A 14,526-nucleotide genomic window follows, 5' to 3' on the forward strand; every position below is an offset into this window, starting at 1 on the left:
CTCACCTGTCCACTTATTCTTCCATTGCTTCAATTTCGCTGATTACCTTATCAACATCCGGGTTTTCCGACCGTCGTTCTTCGATAAGAGGCTCTACTTTTTCCCGGAATGGTTCCTGATCAGGATAAGAGAATTCTACGCCCATTTCCTCTTCTGCCTGCTGCATACTTTCTTCAATCATTTCGTCCCAGCGTTCGTTGTGCGTTTCTGTTGTCTCTGCCCCAGCTTCCTGAACTGCAGCTTGCTCTTCTTCACTTAACTCCTGCCACGTGTTGTCACTCATAATAAGAAAGTCCGGTATACGCGTATGCTCGTCAAAGGAAAACTGCTTTGCCACTTCACCATGATTGGCGTCTGTTAAGGCAATTGGGCTGCTTTCCGCCCCGTCAATGACTCCCTGTTGCAGAGAGGTGTAAACTTCAGTTGCTGAAAGCGGTGTTGGCGAGGCACCGAGCATTTCCATTGTCTCAATCGAAGTTACGTTGGTCATTGTCCGGATTTTCATTCCCTGGAGATCTTCCGGGCTTTCTATTTTTGTATTTCGTGTATAGAAGCTCCGTGCCCCGGCATCGTAATAAGTAATTCCGCGGAGCTGAGCCTCTGATAAATCGTTATACATATTATCAATTGTATCCGTTTCCATAAATGAACGGAATTGTTCGTTGCTCGAAAATATATACGGCAGGCTGAAGACAGAGAACTGCTGATCAAAGCTTTCCACGACCCCGCCGTTCACTTTGGCGAAATCAATAACCCCGTTCTGCACAAGCTCCATTACTTTTGTTTCCCCACCAAGCACCCCTTCAGCGTAAATATCAACCTGAACGCTTCCATCGGTTTTTTCTTCGACTTTATCAGCGAAGTCTTCAAGACTTTGATATACAGGACTCGCATCATTGTGAATGTGTGCGAGGGTAAGTGTCTGCGTTTCCTCTGCGCTTGCTTCTGTTGTTTCCGGTGAAGAACTTTCGTTTCCACCACAGCCGGCAAGTGTTAACAGTACCGAAGAAGTTACTGCTACCGTTCCGGCCCGGGCCCATTTCCACTTTTTCATATAAGAAACCCCTTTCTATTTTTTCAGCAATGAAACATCTGATCTCTACTGCTTTGTTACTATTTTAAGCGCTTTCAAATCGTAAGTCTTATTAAATTAAGAAATTCACTCTCAATTTCAGAATAAACCAAAAATACTATGCTTAAATTCAGTAAAAAACAACTCCAGGAGAGTTGTTTTTTTCTTGATTATTGGGTGTTCAAACGAAAAGTAGTAGAACTTTGGAAATATGTTTCTGCATTTAAATATGCTGTCGTCTTTCCTAAATGGGAAAAATCGACCGGCAGCTGCTGGGTTTCGATGCAGATACCACGGTGCTTTTCTTTAGGTCCTGCTTCGAAATCCTGCTCAGGAATGTTGTTCGATGTGTACACGACCGCACCGGGGGCGCTCGTGATGATATCAAGGCTTCGTCCGGAAGCCTCGTCCCACACCCTTGCCTGTGGCCCTTCAGATTCTTTGAGAATAAAGAAGTGGTCAATGCCGCCTGCCACCTCAAGCACCTGCTCATGCGAACTGTCGATATGGCTGCCGAGCGGCTTGCTTCCGTTTAGTTCAAAAGGCGTTCCTGCTGTTGGGATCAGCTTTCCTGTCGGAATCAGCTCCCTATCGAGCTCCAGAACTTGCTCCGCCTGGACTTTGGCATACTGTTCAGTGATTGGGCGTTGGTTGTTTCCGCTCAGGTTTATGTACATATGCTGGGTCGGACTGAACCAGGTATCGGTGTCTGACTGCCCTCTGTATTCAACCTTGAAATCACCCCCGGCTTCCACTATGTACGTGACAGACGCCTCCACTTCTCCAGGATAGCCGTCAGTACCGTTCTTTCTATGAGTAGAATACCGCACCCAGGCCTGCTGGTCATTTTCGCCGGCAGCTGCTTCCCAGTACACATTGCTAAAACCGCCGCTTCCCCCGTGCAAATGATGCCTGCCTTCATTTGCAGTCAAGGAATACTCTGTACCGGCTGCTGTCAGGCGTCCCCGGGGAATACGGCCGGCTACCGGGCCGACGACTGCACCGAGAAAAATGCTGTCGCGCTCGTACTGCTCCGGCCCTGCGTAGCTAAGCAGAATATTTTCTTCGATGCCGTTACGGTCCTTTGCCCATATCCGCTGTATTCTTGCCCCGAAGTTTAACAGTTCCACCCGCGGGCTTTCTCCTTTTTGAATTATCCATTTTTGCATCTTTTCGTGCTTTAGTTTTTCTTCCTGAAGCATGCTTCTCCTCCTCACACTACTTGTGATCAATACGGATAGCGGCTGTCGTCAATACTCGTCCTTTTCGTCCCCCGTGCCCAGGAGGCTGTCGTTTCCCCGGGAAGCTTCCGCTCAGCGTAACAGGTTTCAAGCACCTCTGCGAGCCCGGGAATGTATGTTAAGCCAAGGGAAGCGTCCACCTGCTTTTCTTCTTCCCCAAACACATAGCTTTCTGGAAACATCTGATGCACGCTTTCGATGGTTAATAAATGGGAGTAAGACGCTTCGATACCGCAGCGGATATCCTGGGAATGCCCGAGCACCGCATCGATACACACGTTGAGTTTATGCATATGTTCGCTCTCAGGATCATTATAGCTTTTTTCGGTCCCGTTGTGCCACACTGCTTTCATCGGCTTCCCCCATTCGTAGGAAACCACTGCCTCTTCAAATTCCATATAAAAAGAAGGATTTACTTCTTTTTCAACCGCATGTGAAGCAAAAAATGCCAGATCCACTCCTCTGTCGGTTATTGCCCGTAGTGCACACGTATCAAATGTTTCAATCGGATTGGCACGGTACACTTCCATTTCCAGAGTGTCTATTTTTGCGCTTTCGTTTTTCGTGTCCCCGAGCACGTAAAACAAATTATGCATAAAGTGAGCCGTCGCGTTATTTGCTACGCTGTCAAAAATCGGTGCGCCGCCTGCGCCAAGCTTTTTACCTGCCCAGCTGGAGCGGGCATAATAAGCATCGTTCCGGGGCCAGAGCACCAGGGCACTGCCGTGAAGCGGCCGGCCGAATCTTCCTGCCTGGATATCCTCCTTGAACTCGAGCACGGCGTTACTAAACGACCAGTTAAAGCCTATCGCTAAAAATTTTCCGGTTTCATCGCGAACCCGGCGCATTTCTTCCGCTTCCTCCCACGATGCTGACGCTGGTTTTTCGCAGAGCACGTTGCTTCCCGCTTTCATCGCTGTTACCGCCTGCCCGGCGTGCAGATGGATAGGAGTAGCAATAACTGCCAGCTCCGCTTCCCTTTCAGCATAAAAAGCCTCCATCGATTCGTATACCGGAACGCCTGCTGCCTGAATATCCTGGTAAAAAGAGCTTTTTTCCGGGAAAATGTCGATTACGCCCTCAAGCCAGGAAAGACGATTTTGTTCTTTTAATGTCTGCAAATATAGTTCTCCGTAGCCTGCTGTTCCTGCCAAAACTATCCGGCATGACTGTTCCATTACTGCCAACCTCCTGCTACCGTTTAATATTCACTGCCTGGTCTTGTGCTTTCAGGCTTAATTCCGCCGCTTTAAATGCATGCCTTTGCGGCATGGCTGTCGCTGTGCCGTGCACTACGTCCTTTGCCAGCCGGAAAAAGTAGGGGAAGCCTACCTTGCCTTCTACATCGTATTTTCTTTCGCCTCCCTGGTTAACCAGGTAAAGCCGCTCGCCGCGCGAGCTGTCTGTAAGATCCACATATTTTCTGAGCTCTATATACCCTTCCGTGCCCAGGATTATTGTCCGGCCGTCCCCCCAATTACTTAGTCCGTCCGGCGTAAACCAGTCCACGCGAAAATAGTGTACCGCTCCGTTGTCTCCCCGGAAGTGGGCGTCGCCGTAGTCTTCAAATTCCGGATGCTCCGGGTGCGCCATATTCGCCGCGGTACTGCTGAGCACCTCGGCATCCTGCGCTCCGCTGAACCAGAGAAACTGTTCAATCTGGTGGCTCCCGATGTCGCACACAATGCCCCCGGTCGGCTCCTGTTGAAAAAACCATTCCGGACGCGAATCTATATTCAATCGATGCGGCCCGGTGCCAAGCACCTGAATCACTTCGCCAATCGCTCCCTGTTCGATCAACTGTTCTGCGAAGCCGGCGCACTCCACCTGCAGCCGTTCGCTGTAAAAAACAGCCCAATGCAGCCCGGTGGCTGCTGCTTTCTCTTCCGCTTTCTGCAGTTGCTCAAGGGTAGTAAACGGGGCCTTGGCGGAAAAGTAATGTTTCCCATGATCCATCACTTCAAGCCCAAGCGGACCTCGCTCCACCGGTATGGCGGCACTAGCCACGAGCTGAACCTCTTCGTCCCGCAGCACCTGCGAAAGCGAACCTGCGGCCTTTGCCTCCGGAAAGTTCTGCTGAAACACGCGCACCTTTTCCGGATCGCTGTCCCATACCCATTTCACTGTAGCACCGGCGCTTTTCATCCCGTGGCACATAGCGTAAATATGTCCGTGTTCGAGACCAACGGCTGCCATTGTGAGTGTTCCTTTTTCTACGGCAGACTCTTCGTGGTGCACCGGTTCAAAATTTGTGTGTTCGGACGGCTTCGGCATTAAAACATCGCTCCTTTTGTTTCTTAACATACGACAATAGCGGCAAGCCTTCCGGCCCCGCTATTATCTGTTTAAACGTGTATATGATAAGCTTCTTTCATTTGCTTTAAGGTCTGGTCCCCAGGCTGATCCCAAATAGCCTGGTTGATAATCTCCACCTCTATCGGGCCATTGTAGCCCTGTTTCTCGACTGCGCCGCGGATACGCGGAATATCAATCACGCCTTCTCCCATCATACTGCGGCCTTTAAACATATCCGGCAGCGGCACACTCCAGTCTGATACGTGAAAGCCCAGAATGGTGTCTCCGGCGTGTTCAATTTCCCTGTACAAAAATGGGTCCCACCAGACGTGAAACACATCCACGACGACGCCAAGATGGCTGCTCCCCACCTGCTGCTGCAGCTGATTGGCTTCTCCAAGGGTGGTAATCACCGAACGGTCTGCTGCATACATGGGATGGAGCGGTTCAATACCAAGCTTTACTCCGTGCTGCTCTGCAAATGGGAGTACTGCTTCAATGCCTTCGCGCACCCATTCCCTGCTACGAATAAGATCCTTATCAGGTGATGGGCCGCATACGAGTACAAGTACGTCTGTGCCTAGTTCTGCAGCTTCTTCTACTGCCCGTTTGTTATCATCGATGCGCCGGAGGCGTTCTTCTTTATCGACGGCCGGAAACATGCCGCCCCGGCAAACACTCGAAACCTTCAGCCCGTTGGCGTCGATGATTTTTTTACTTTCCTTTAAGCCAATTTCTTCAATTTTATGCCGCCATACAGAGATCCATGGAATGTCCTGCGCTGAGCACCCCTCGGCAGCCTCCTTAAGAGACCAGTTTTCGGTAGTGATCTGATTCAGGCTTAGAAGGTTCATATCAGGAGAAGCCATTATTTATAAACCTCCTTTGCCTGCAGGCCGGCAAGTTCAAGCATCGGCTTCATGCGTGCTGCAGCAAGCTCGGGGTCCCGGAATACGTTGGCTTCATCGGCCAGACGGAATAATTCGCTGAAATGGAGCACGGAGCGGGCGCTTTCGGCGCCTGCAATCATGCGGAAATGCGGCTGATGGCCGTTCAAATAGGCGAGAAACACTACACCGGTTTTATACGCAAACGTCGGGTGCTGGAAAATATGACGGGCAAGCGGCACCGTCGGGTCCATAATGTCATGGTACTTCTGCATATTGCCTGCATCCAATTCTTTTAGGCCAGCGGCAGCCGCCGGAGCGATCGCATCAAAGATGCCCAGAAGCGCGTGGCTGTACCCCTGCTCATCCCCTTCAATCAAATCTGGGTAGTTAAAATCGTCACCTGTATACATTCTAACGCTTTCCGGCAATCTGCGCCGCATCTCGATTTCTTTTTGGTCATCCAAAAGCGAAATTTTGATGCCTTCAATTTTATCAGCGTGCTTATGAAGAACACGCAGGCAGACTTCCATCGCCTCATCGACGTCGTTTGAGCCCCAATAGCCGGCAAGGTTCGGGTCAAACATATCTCCCAGCCAGTGCAGTATGACCGGTTCCTTCACCTGGTTCAGAATTTTACCGTACACATATTCATAATCCTCTGCCGAGGATGCAGCTTTGGCAAGGGCCCGGCTTGCCATCATAATGATTTTACTTCCGGCCTGCTCCACGAAGGAGCACTGCTCCTCGTACGCCTGCACAACGTCTTCAATGGTTACCTCCGGTCCAGGTTCCAGATGATCGGTTCCGGCGCCGCTCGCGATATTGCCGTTAACGCTTTTGGCTTCCCGGACTGAACGGGTGATCAGCTCTTTCGCATCCTCCCATACCAGACCCATGCCCCTCTGGGCAGTGTCCATTGCCTCTGCAACCGACAGGCCAAGAGACCACAGGTAATGGCGGTACTCCATCGTTTTGTCCCAGTCGATAGCGGGACGGCGGACGGGATCACTGCTGCCAAATGGGTCCGCTGTCACGTGAACGGCAGAATAAGCTACCCTTGAGGTAAATTCGCTTTTCGAAGGAGCCGGGAGCGCTTCTGTCTGCGTCAATTCATACCTGTACATACTTCCGTCTGCGTTCGGTAAATAAATAAAGTTTGTCATCAGCTGCGCCCTCCTTATATATTCAGTTCCGGCACGTCCAGCCAGCGGCGTTCTTGGGATGACTGCAGGCCAAGATCAGCCAGCTGCATGCCTTTTGCTCCTTCGAGCAGATCCCACGGGAAAGCTTCGTCCTGATGCACGTGCTTTAAAAACATTTCCCACTGGATTTTGAATGCATTTTCAAACAGCTGATTGTCCGGCACTTCCTCCCATTGGTTCTGAAAGTCAATCGTGTTTTCAAGGTCCGGATTCCACACAGGCTTTGGCGTATTCACCCGGTGCTGGGTCTTGCAGTTTCTAAGGCCGGCTACAGCACTTCCCTCTGTTCCATCGACCTGGATCGTCAGCAGATCATCGCGGTCCACCCGTACCGCCCAGGAAGAGTTAATTTGGGCTGTAATGCCTCCTTCAAGCTCCATCGTCGCATATGCAGCATCATCTGCCGTTGCTTTATACGTGTTCCCTGCCTCGTCCACACGCTCTGGAATATGCGTTTTCACCGAAGCCGAGACCGATTGCACAGAACCGAACAATTCATCAAGCACATAGCGCCAGTGCGGGAACATATCCACAACAATACCGCCGTCTTCTTCTTTTTTATAGTTCCAGGACGGGCGCTGGGACTCCTGCCAGCCGCCTTCAAACACCCAATAGCCAAACTCCATGCGGACCGAAAGTATTTCCCCGAAAAATCCGGCGTTGATCAGTCTTTTCAGCTTCAACACCCCTGGAAGAAACAGTTTGTCCTGTACGACCCCGTTTTTAACCCCTGCTTCTTTAGCAAGACGTGCTAATTCAAGCGCTCCTTCCATCGATGTGGCTGTCGGCTTTTCACAATAGATATGCTTGCCTGCTTCTATTGCTCGTTTTATGCCTTCGGCGCGCCTTGATGTTGTCTGGGAATCAAAATAAATCACATTATGTTTGTCCGCGAGAGCTTCTTCAAGACTGGTTGTCCAACGGGAAATATCATGGTCATTCGCAAGCGCTTTCAATTTTTCTTCATTTCTGCCTACTAAAATAGGATCTGGCATAATGTATTCACCCTTGTCGATCTCGACGCCTCCCTGCGCACGGATAGCTGCAATCGAGCGGATAAGGTGCTGCCTCGTTCCCATTCTTCCAGTTACCCCGTTCATAATAATTCCAATAGTATGTTCTGCCACCTTTATCCTGCTCCTCTCTAAACTGATTACTCCCAAGTCTAGAGAGAAATGTATGCGCTGTCTTATTAGTTACAGTCGTTTATTCTCATATTCGGAAATGATTTAGTGGTTATTCTGATGCCCCGTCTCGATTTCTTTGTGTCGTCCGGTACATATTTGGCGGCACCCCAACGTGTTTTTTAAACAAACGGTAAAACGTGGATAATGATTCAAACCCTACCTCAAAGCAGATGGAGACGATGTCTTTATCGCTTTCTACAAGCAGCTGTTTAACGAGCCCAAGACGGACTTCGGTCAAATACTGCATCGGTGTACGCTCATAGTATTCTTTGAAAATTGTCTGCATGTATCGTTTACTCATGCCCATACGCACTGCAATATCCTCTGCACTCTCAATGTCATAATAACGTGTCTCGATGTATTGCCGAAGGCGATCGACCCGTAGTTTGTTTGTATCTCCCGGGCCAATTTCCTGATTTGAACGGGCTAGCGTACACAGGAGTTCAGCAATATGAATCTTAAGCGCCATCCGCCACAGCTGATCGCCATGCGACTGCTCGTAAAGCATCTTCCGCATAATCTGTCGGAGTTCACTGCTGTCAATAGCACTGAAGGACTGCACACGGGCGGCACCGAAAACATTTGGGATCAGCTGTGTACGCACGTCCTGGCTCAGTTTCCCGGCATCGAATTCGAGCACCAGGACTGTCATGTGGGAATCCGCACGAATCGAATGCCTGGTCTGTGGAGGCACAATAAGAAAAGAATCTGTTGTAATATCATACACACTTTCAGCAAGTTCGCAGGCGCCGTCACCGTCAAGGACGTATAACAGTTGATGGGTTTCATGAGCATGCGTGGCAACGGTATCCTTTTCTTTATGCTTGCTTTCATACAAAGAGATAACTGCCGAGTGTTCCTTATTCTGCATCGTAGCCTTCCACCCCTGTGAAATTTTTGGTATTGTTCGACTCATGTGGATTTACTTTTGTTCATCATAGCATATGTATTCTTCTGTTTTAAAAAGAATCCGGATACCTGAAACGGTATCCGGAAAATTTTATCAAAGCACATACTTGCTTAGCGCGCGCTGTACGTCAAAAATGTTGTCATCGTTGCGAAAGGTTTTGGAAACAGGCTCTGCCGTGCTACTGACCCATATTTTTAATTCGCTGTCCAAATCAAACGTACCGGCGGTTTCTACGCTGTAATGAGTGATGCTTCGGTACGGAACCGTATGATATTCCACTTTCTTTCCAGTCACGCCCTGCTTGTCGAGCATAATCAGCCGTTTGTTCGTAAATACCATTAAATCCCGGTACAGCTTAAATGCACTTTCCACCTGTTCTCCTGCCGTTAACCATTCCCGCATCTCTTCTTCTACTTTTTTTGGATCTGCTTCTGAAGCGTTCCCCATCAATGAATCAAACAGTCCCATAGTGCGATCGTCTCCTTCTGCTTATGAGCATAAGCTAAATAGATGGTTCAGCTTTAGTTTATCATTTTTTGCGGGCAAGTTCCCGTGCCTGCTTGACCCTTCTGCTAAATGAATCACCGCTGTAAACGAGGACACTGCCCCGGTAAAGACGGACGCTGAACCAGGCTGCTGCTGCCACCAAGGCCAGAGTCAGGCCAATGCTTATACCTATCTGCCACCACGGCACGTCGAGGGCGTTCGTTCGTACAAACATCGTAAAAGGAGTGAAGAATGGAATAAAAGAACTTGCAGTTACAAAAATATTTCCCGGCGCTGCCAGGCCGAAGTTCGACAAAATAAACGCCCCCACCAGCAGAAACGTAAGCGGCTGGCTGAAGTTCTGGACTTCCTCCGTTTTGGCTGCCATCGATCCGACCATGGCATATAGCGTGCCGTAAAGCACAATTCCCAGGAGCAGAAACACTACAGCATATATCCAGGTGGAGACAGCGGCCCCGCCAGTCGCACTGATAAGCGAAGTAATATTATCCAGCCCGGTAACATTCACGTATATTACCGCTGTTACTGCTACCAGAGCCATTTGGAAAAGCCAGATGGCGGACACTCCAAACGCCCGGCCAAACAAATGCTGGACAGGAGAGGCGCTCGAAATCAGAATTTCCATTACCCGCTGCTCCTTGTCCTTGGCAATCTGCATGGCAATCATAATTCCGCACATCAGCGAATAAATATAAATCACAAAGACAACTGCATAGGAAAGAAGATTAAATCCTTCTTCAGTGGAAGAACCCCCGCTCCCTTCAGCTTCTTCTGTGCTTTCCGCTATTTGTACAGGAGCGGTAATGTTTTGCACTTCTTCCCCGCTGATCCCAAGCTCTTCTGCGTATTGAGAAACATGGGTCTGCTGAATACCAGCTGAAAGGGCCTGAACCGTCTCTCCCGCTTCTTCATCGGTATATAAACTTCCGAGGTATTCACTCCCGTTGTTTTCAAATAGCAGATAACCATCTGTTTCTCCGCTATTCCAGGCTTTTTCTGCCTGATCCTCCCGGGCATACGTATGAAGCTCTATACCGGCTGCCTCTTCCGGAAGCTGCAGTGATTCACTCTGATTGACAACAGCCAGGCTGTTGATATCAGCTTCACCGCTTCCAAAAAAGTCAATAATTCTAGGCAGGCTGAGCGCAGCAAGCACAACTATTAGCATGATAGCCGTTGACACAATAAATGATTTTGCTCCCGCACGTACCCGGAATGTATGGGCAAAAATTCTCCACATATTACGCATGGGCCTCACCTATTTTCTCTTTGAAAATTTCTTCGAGTGACGGAGGTTCCATTCGAAATATACGGACATCTCCATATGTAAAAAGCTGCTGCAAAATGTCCCTGGACCTTGCTTTTGTATCCGTATAGATATGTAGTCGTTCTCCAGCCTCGCGTACTTCCTGCACTCCCTCCCATGTTCTGATATCTTCCGGCGGGCAGGAAGCTTCGGCAACAATCCGGTTGCGATCCATGCGTGTCTTGATTTCCCCGAGACGTCCGCTCAAAATGTTTTTGCCGTTTTTAAGCATAACGAGCTTGTCGCAGATTTCTTCCACGTGCTCCATGCGATGACTTGAAAAAATAATGGTCACTCCTTCCCTGCGCAGATTTTGGATAGCTTCCTTCAAAATGTCCGTATTCACCGGATCAAGCCCGCTGAATGGCTCGTCAAGAATAAGAAAATCCGGACGGTGAACGAGCGCCGCAATCAATTGGATTTTTTGCTGATTGCCCTTGGAAAGTGTGTTTAATTTCTGCTTTTTTTCCTTTTCAAGCTCAAACACGTCGAGCCAGTAAGCCATCGAAGCTTTAGCTTCTTTTTTATTCATGTTTTTCAGCCCTGCAAGAAACAGCAGCTGCTGTTCCACCTGCTCTTCTGCAAATAAGCCCCGCTCTTCCGGCAGGTAGCCTACCCGGTCAAGCGGCAGATGATGGGCTTTTCGCCCCTGCCATTCTATCGTTCCGGCTGTACGCTCCATTAGGCCGAGCAGCATGCGGAATGTGGTCGTTTTCCCGGCCCCATTCTGGCCGATCAAACCGAGACTTTCTCCAGGCTGAATCGAAAATGAAAGCTCATCGACAGCCTGCTTTTCTAAAAAACGCTTTGACAAATGATCTACTTCAAGCATATACAGCCTCCTCCCCAAAAATAAAAATCCTCTTCCATGATAAACATTATAGCATCCATTTTATACCATAAACCCCTCTTATTTTAATGGAAGCCACCGGCCTTAAAATATTCGAAAACAAAAGCCCAAACCCTTTTCCGCATTTGACGGAATTAAAGGTAAGCGCTTATCTTTTGGAAAGAATTAGTTTATGATGGATACATCTGCTTTTTATCTCAATAATTGATTTTCTACATAAGGATGATAGCTATGAAAATTACAAAACGTGATCATGCCCTGTTTTTAACCGCTGTTTTTTGTTTTTGGTTCGCCACCTACGTGTACGTGCCGGTATTTAGCCTGTATTTGGAAAACAGCAGCTTCACCTATACCGCGATCGGCGTTATTCTCGGTGCCTACGGGGCTACGCAGGTGCTTCTGCGTTATCCGCTCGGCATTCTTTCTGATGCTTTGAAGGGCTTGTTGAAAAAACTGCTGATTGCGGGATTTGTCAGCGGATTCATCAGTGGTGTGCTGCTCGTCTTCTCAGATTCTTTTGCGGCGGTTTTTACTGCCCGGCTGCTTGCCGGGGTAACCGCCTCGATGTGGGTAATGGCGACGATTATGTATTCCCGCTACTTTGCTGCCGACCAATCCTCGAGAGCAATGGGCATCCTGCAGTTATTAACAGTTTTCACTCAGTTTATCAGTATGATGTTCAGCGGCTATCTCGCTGACCTGTTCGGGTTTGAAGCGCTGTTCTGGATCGCCGCCGCCTTTTCTCTCATAGGCATTGGGTTTACGCTCTTCACAAAAGAAATACCGGTGCAGACGAAAGCAGAGCCATTGAAAATTCGTTCGTTAATCACACGCACTTTACGGCTGCATGACCTGCGCTGGCTTACGTGTGCTAGCTTTATCGGCCATTCTATTATTTTCATGACCATTTTCGGATTCACCCCGCTGTACGCATCTTCAATCGGCGCTACCGAGCGGACATTAGTCGTCATTTTCATTGCCTTTTTTGTTCCGCACCTTCTGGCCTCTTTGTTTTTATCGTTTTATACCGTATCGGTCCGTCTGCACAAACCTCTTCTTTACGGTTCCTTTCTTACCGGAGCAGCAGCGCTTGTATGGATGCCGTCGACTGCTTCTTTATGGGAGCTGAGCCTGAACCAGGCGGTACTCGGACTCGCTCTTGGCATTGTGCTTCCGCTGCTTTTAGGAATGGTCGTGCAGGTGAGCCCCGGGCCGCTGAAGGCAAGCGCAATGGGATTTTATCAGTCGTTTTATGCTGCAGGGATCCTGCTCGGCCCGGTCGTCGCCGGCTCTGTCGCCGAACAGGTTTCCCTCCCCAGTGTTTTTTATTTCGGTGCACTGCTTTCCCTCACCGGGCTTTTGATTACTTGGCTGATTCGTTTTCATGTTCAGACTGACGGAGAGAATTCTCCGGGGTAAATAAAAAGCTGTTTCCTAATCCCGGGAAACGGCTTTTTACCCCCAAAAATACCCGGCTGCTGCTGCTAAAATACCCAGGGTATAGCTTCCGCCCCCATACAATAAAGCATGTCTTCCTTCGCCGGCTTCAATTTTTTGAATGATTTCCATATTAAAGGTCGAAAAGGTGGTGAAGGCACCTAAAAAGCCGATGCCAATGCCCACTGTTTCTGTCATGCCGGCCCCCCGCGCCACGACCAGGCCGAGCATAAACGATCCCAATACATTTACAAACAGCGTGCCAAAAGGCAGCACCCGGTGCCAGCCATTCTCTTTGGACCATGACACCAGCGCCGCACGGGCAGCAGCCCCGAAGGCACCGCCAAGAGCGACAAGCAGCCATGTCATCAGTTTTTCCTCCTTCCTGCACGGTAACCAATGCCCGCAGTTACAAGTCCGCCGGCAGCACTGACTAAAACATATATCCCTGCTGCAGGCAGAGCACCGTTTTCGATTAACTGAATGGTTTCCATACTAAAAGTGGAAAAGGTGGTGAAAGCACCAATAACCCCCGTGCCTACTACGGCCTCCCACATGGACGGCCACGCTTTACGCTGTATAACCCTCGAGGTAAACCATCCAAGTAAAAAACATCCAGCAATGTTTGCCGTCATCGTTCCCCATGGAAACACTCCGGGAGCTGCTGCAAACGCCCGGTCGACAAGGTAACGCAGCAGGCTGCCGAGCGCTCCGCCGACTGCCATCCATACATATAGTTTCATTTTTCTCCTCCTTGTTGAACGCAAAAATCCTGTCTGCACACGTATCCCGTGAACAGACAGGAGTCATCAGCTCTATTTAGAGCGGTTCCGGCGAACTCCATCGCCAGCTATTCTTCGCCCAGTATACCATAATCTTACACCCAGGATTGACTTTTTTATGAACAGGGAACACAGGAGGGAGGAGCGTGGTGGCTATGTTTATTGTTTTTCAGCTCATTTTAGTTTTTCCTTTTCTGCTGCTTTTGTTTGTAGCATTAATGATCAGCCTGAAAGAAGACGTTCATACGCTAACCTTTACCAGGCAGCAGGTAGAAGAAGACACTTCCGGCATCATGTTTGTCTTTCATAAGTTTGAAAAACAGGTGCACCGTTGGACAAGCAGCCTGTCGCCTATATGGCGGAATATCCTTCGCCGCCTCGTTTTTCTTTTATTCGCTCTTCTTTGTGCAGCATGTATATATTTCATTTTATTTTAATACAGAAAGGACACTTATCATGAAACGATGGTTTCTCGCAGCAATTCTTTTTCCTGCCGGGATCCTGCATTTTATTTCTCCGGCTAAATTTGAACGAATCCTGCCGCCCTGGGCTCCGTGGAGACGGGCCGCCGTATATATTTCCGGAGCAGCAGAACTGCTTTTAGGTATTGCGTTTGCCGTACGTCAATGGAGCAGCTATGCCGGTAAGCCGGCAGCCGCCTTTTTCGTACTTGTTTTCCCGGCTAACATTTACATGGCTGTCAAAAAGATCCCTTTACGCCCAAACGGCCGGGCCTATCCGCTTTTATACTGGCTGCGCCTCCCGTTGCAGCTGCCGCTCATTCAATGGGCGCTTGAATGCAGCAGAAATTCAGCAAATGCACGCTGATATATAGAAGAAGCCGCCG

16 protein-coding genes and 1 riboswitch are annotated in these 14,526 nt (G+C 49.2%); of the genes, 3 read left to right on the forward strand and 13 right to left on the reverse strand.

The features are described from left to right. Positions 1-13: 13 nt before the first annotated feature. The 11 genes from ACTTK6_RS06315 to ACTTK6_RS06365 all read right to left on the reverse strand — a co-directional run bounded on the left by ACTTK6_RS06315 (position 14) and on the right by ACTTK6_RS06365 (position 11,442). On the reverse strand, positions 14-1,054 hold the full coding sequence (locus tag ACTTK6_RS06315; RefSeq protein WP_079475327.1) for a TRAP transporter substrate-binding protein: 1,041 nt from the start codon (positions 1,052-1,054) through the stop codon (positions 14-16). 188 nt (positions 1,055-1,242) lie between these two features. Next, a complete protein-coding gene (locus tag ACTTK6_RS06320) occupies positions 1,243-2,274 on the reverse strand; it encodes an aldose epimerase family protein (protein WP_462832981.1) in 1,032 nt (343 codons plus the stop codon). 26 nt (positions 2,275-2,300) lie between these two features. Then, positions 2,301-3,491, reverse strand: coding sequence for a Gfo/Idh/MocA family protein (locus ACTTK6_RS06325; protein WP_462832982.1), 1,191 nt, complete (start codon positions 3,489-3,491; stop codon positions 2,301-2,303). Positions 3,492-3,507: 16 nt separating this feature from the next. Then, the gene (locus ACTTK6_RS06330; protein WP_079475324.1) at positions 3,508-4,587 is read right to left on the reverse strand and encodes a Gfo/Idh/MocA family protein; all 1,080 of its coding nucleotides are present in this window, start codon (positions 4,585-4,587) and stop codon (positions 3,508-3,510) included. A gap of 71 nt (positions 4,588-4,658) precedes the next feature. Further along, on the reverse strand, positions 4,659-5,477 hold the full coding sequence (locus ACTTK6_RS06335) for a sugar phosphate isomerase/epimerase family protein (RefSeq protein ID WP_079475323.1): 819 nt from the start codon (positions 5,475-5,477) through the stop codon (positions 4,659-4,661). Continuing rightward, positions 5,477-6,661, reverse strand: coding sequence for a dihydrodipicolinate synthase family protein (locus tag ACTTK6_RS06340; protein WP_462832984.1), 1,185 nt, complete (start codon positions 6,659-6,661; stop codon positions 5,477-5,479). Before ACTTK6_RS06340 ends, ACTTK6_RS06335 begins: the two co-directional genes overlap by 1 nt. Positions 6,662-6,675: 14 nt before the next feature. Further along, positions 6,676-7,827 (reverse strand): Gfo/Idh/MocA family protein, encoded by a 1,152-nt coding sequence (locus tag ACTTK6_RS06345; protein WP_079475321.1) that lies wholly within the window; start codon positions 7,825-7,827, stop codon positions 6,676-6,678. 109 nt (positions 7,828-7,936) lie between these two features. Next, a complete protein-coding gene (locus ACTTK6_RS06350; RefSeq protein WP_079475320.1) occupies positions 7,937-8,758 on the reverse strand; it encodes an AraC family transcriptional regulator in 822 nt (273 codons plus the stop codon). Between the two features lie 132 nt (positions 8,759-8,890). Further along, positions 8,891-9,265, reverse strand: coding sequence for a PH domain-containing protein (locus ACTTK6_RS06355; protein ID WP_079475319.1), 375 nt, complete (start codon positions 9,263-9,265; stop codon positions 8,891-8,893). 61 nt (positions 9,266-9,326) lie between these two features. Further along, positions 9,327-10,553, reverse strand: coding sequence for an ABC transporter permease (locus ACTTK6_RS06360; protein WP_462832985.1), 1,227 nt, complete (start codon positions 10,551-10,553; stop codon positions 9,327-9,329). Beyond that, positions 10,546-11,442 carry an ABC transporter ATP-binding protein gene (locus ACTTK6_RS06365; RefSeq protein ID WP_462832986.1) on the reverse strand — a complete coding sequence of 299 codons (897 nt, stop codon included), beginning with the start codon at positions 11,440-11,442 and terminating at the stop codon, positions 10,546-10,548. The genes ACTTK6_RS06360 and ACTTK6_RS06365 overlap by 8 nt, the downstream gene beginning before the upstream one ends. A 249-nt stretch (positions 11,443-11,691) precedes the next feature. On the opposite strand from ACTTK6_RS06365, the gene ACTTK6_RS06370 reads away from it, so the two are divergent. Beyond that, positions 11,692-12,879 carry an MFS transporter gene (locus tag ACTTK6_RS06370; RefSeq protein ID WP_462832987.1) on the forward strand — a complete coding sequence of 396 codons (1,188 nt, stop codon included), beginning with the start codon at positions 11,692-11,694 and terminating at the stop codon, positions 12,877-12,879. 36 nt (positions 12,880-12,915) lie between these two features. Here ACTTK6_RS06370 and ACTTK6_RS06375 read toward each other — a convergent pair whose 3' ends face one another. Together ACTTK6_RS06375 and crcB are read right to left on the reverse strand one after the other, a co-directional pair. Further along, positions 12,916-13,266, reverse strand: coding sequence for a fluoride efflux transporter FluC (locus ACTTK6_RS06375; RefSeq protein WP_079475315.1), 351 nt, complete (start codon positions 13,264-13,266; stop codon positions 12,916-12,918). Next, a complete protein-coding gene (crcB, locus tag ACTTK6_RS06380; RefSeq protein WP_079475314.1) occupies positions 13,266-13,640 on the reverse strand; it encodes a fluoride efflux transporter CrcB in 375 nt (124 codons plus the stop codon). The genes ACTTK6_RS06375 and crcB overlap by 1 nt, the downstream gene beginning before the upstream one ends. Positions 13,641-13,690: 50 nt before the next feature. Next, positions 13,691-13,754, reverse strand: a riboswitch (Fluoride riboswitch). Between the two features lie 71 nt (positions 13,755-13,825). Here crcB and ACTTK6_RS06385 point away from each other — a divergent pair. Both ACTTK6_RS06385 and ACTTK6_RS06390 read left to right on the forward strand, forming a co-directional pair. Continuing rightward, positions 13,826-14,116 (forward strand): hypothetical protein, encoded by a 291-nt coding sequence (locus ACTTK6_RS06385; RefSeq protein WP_462832989.1) that lies wholly within the window; start codon positions 13,826-13,828, stop codon positions 14,114-14,116. A gap of 19 nt (positions 14,117-14,135) precedes the next feature. After that, positions 14,136-14,507, forward strand: coding sequence for a DoxX family protein (locus tag ACTTK6_RS06390; protein WP_462832990.1), 372 nt, complete (start codon positions 14,136-14,138; stop codon positions 14,505-14,507). The last annotated feature ends 19 nt before the right edge of the window (positions 14,508-14,526 follow it).

It is taken from the genome of Marinococcus salis (assembly GCF_054971365.1).

What these genes read in the sequence shown, in the direction of transcription:
- ACTTK6_RS06315 (WP_079475327.1), bottom strand. Translation starts at nt 1,054, where the DNA reads ATGAAAAAGTGGAAATGGGCCCGGGCCGGAACGGTAGCAGTAACTTCT.
- ACTTK6_RS06320 (WP_462832981.1), bottom strand. Translation starts at nt 2,274, where the DNA reads ATGCTTCAGGAAGAAAAACTAAAGCACGAAAAGATGCAAAAATGGATA.
- ACTTK6_RS06325 (WP_462832982.1), bottom strand. Translation starts at nt 3,491, where the DNA reads ATGGAACAGTCATGCCGGATAGTTTTGGCAGGAACAGCAGGCTACGGA.
- ACTTK6_RS06330 (WP_079475324.1), bottom strand. Translation starts at nt 4,587, where the DNA reads ATGCCGAAGCCGTCCGAACACACAAATTTTGAACCGGTGCACCACGAA.
- ACTTK6_RS06335 (WP_079475323.1), bottom strand. Translation starts at nt 5,477, where the DNA reads ATGGCTTCTCCTGATATGAACCTTCTAAGCCTGAATCAGATCACTACC.
- ACTTK6_RS06340 (WP_462832984.1), bottom strand. Translation starts at nt 6,661, where the DNA reads ATGACAAACTTTATTTATTTACCGAACGCAGACGGAAGTATGTACAGG.
- ACTTK6_RS06350 (WP_079475320.1), bottom strand. Translation starts at nt 8,758, where the DNA reads ATGCAGAATAAGGAACACTCGGCAGTTATCTCTTTGTATGAAAGCAAG.
- ACTTK6_RS06355 (WP_079475319.1), bottom strand. Translation starts at nt 9,265, where the DNA reads ATGGGACTGTTTGATTCATTGATGGGGAACGCTTCAGAAGCAGATCCA.
- ACTTK6_RS06360 (WP_462832985.1), bottom strand. Translation starts at nt 10,553, where the DNA reads ATGCGTAATATGTGGAGAATTTTTGCCCATACATTCCGGGTACGTGCG.
- ACTTK6_RS06365 (WP_462832986.1), bottom strand. Translation starts at nt 11,442, where the DNA reads ATGCTTGAAGTAGATCATTTGTCAAAGCGTTTTTTAGAAAAGCAGGCT.
- ACTTK6_RS06370 (WP_462832987.1), top strand. Translation starts at nt 11,692, where the DNA reads ATGAAAATTACAAAACGTGATCATGCCCTGTTTTTAACCGCTGTTTTT.
- ACTTK6_RS06375 (WP_079475315.1), bottom strand. Translation starts at nt 13,266, where the DNA reads ATGACATGGCTGCTTGTCGCTCTTGGCGGTGCCTTCGGGGCTGCTGCC.
- crcB (WP_079475314.1), bottom strand. Translation starts at nt 13,640, where the DNA reads ATGAAACTATATGTATGGATGGCAGTCGGCGGAGCGCTCGGCAGCCTG.
- ACTTK6_RS06390 (WP_462832990.1), top strand. Translation starts at nt 14,136, where the DNA reads ATGAAACGATGGTTTCTCGCAGCAATTCTTTTTCCTGCCGGGATCCTG.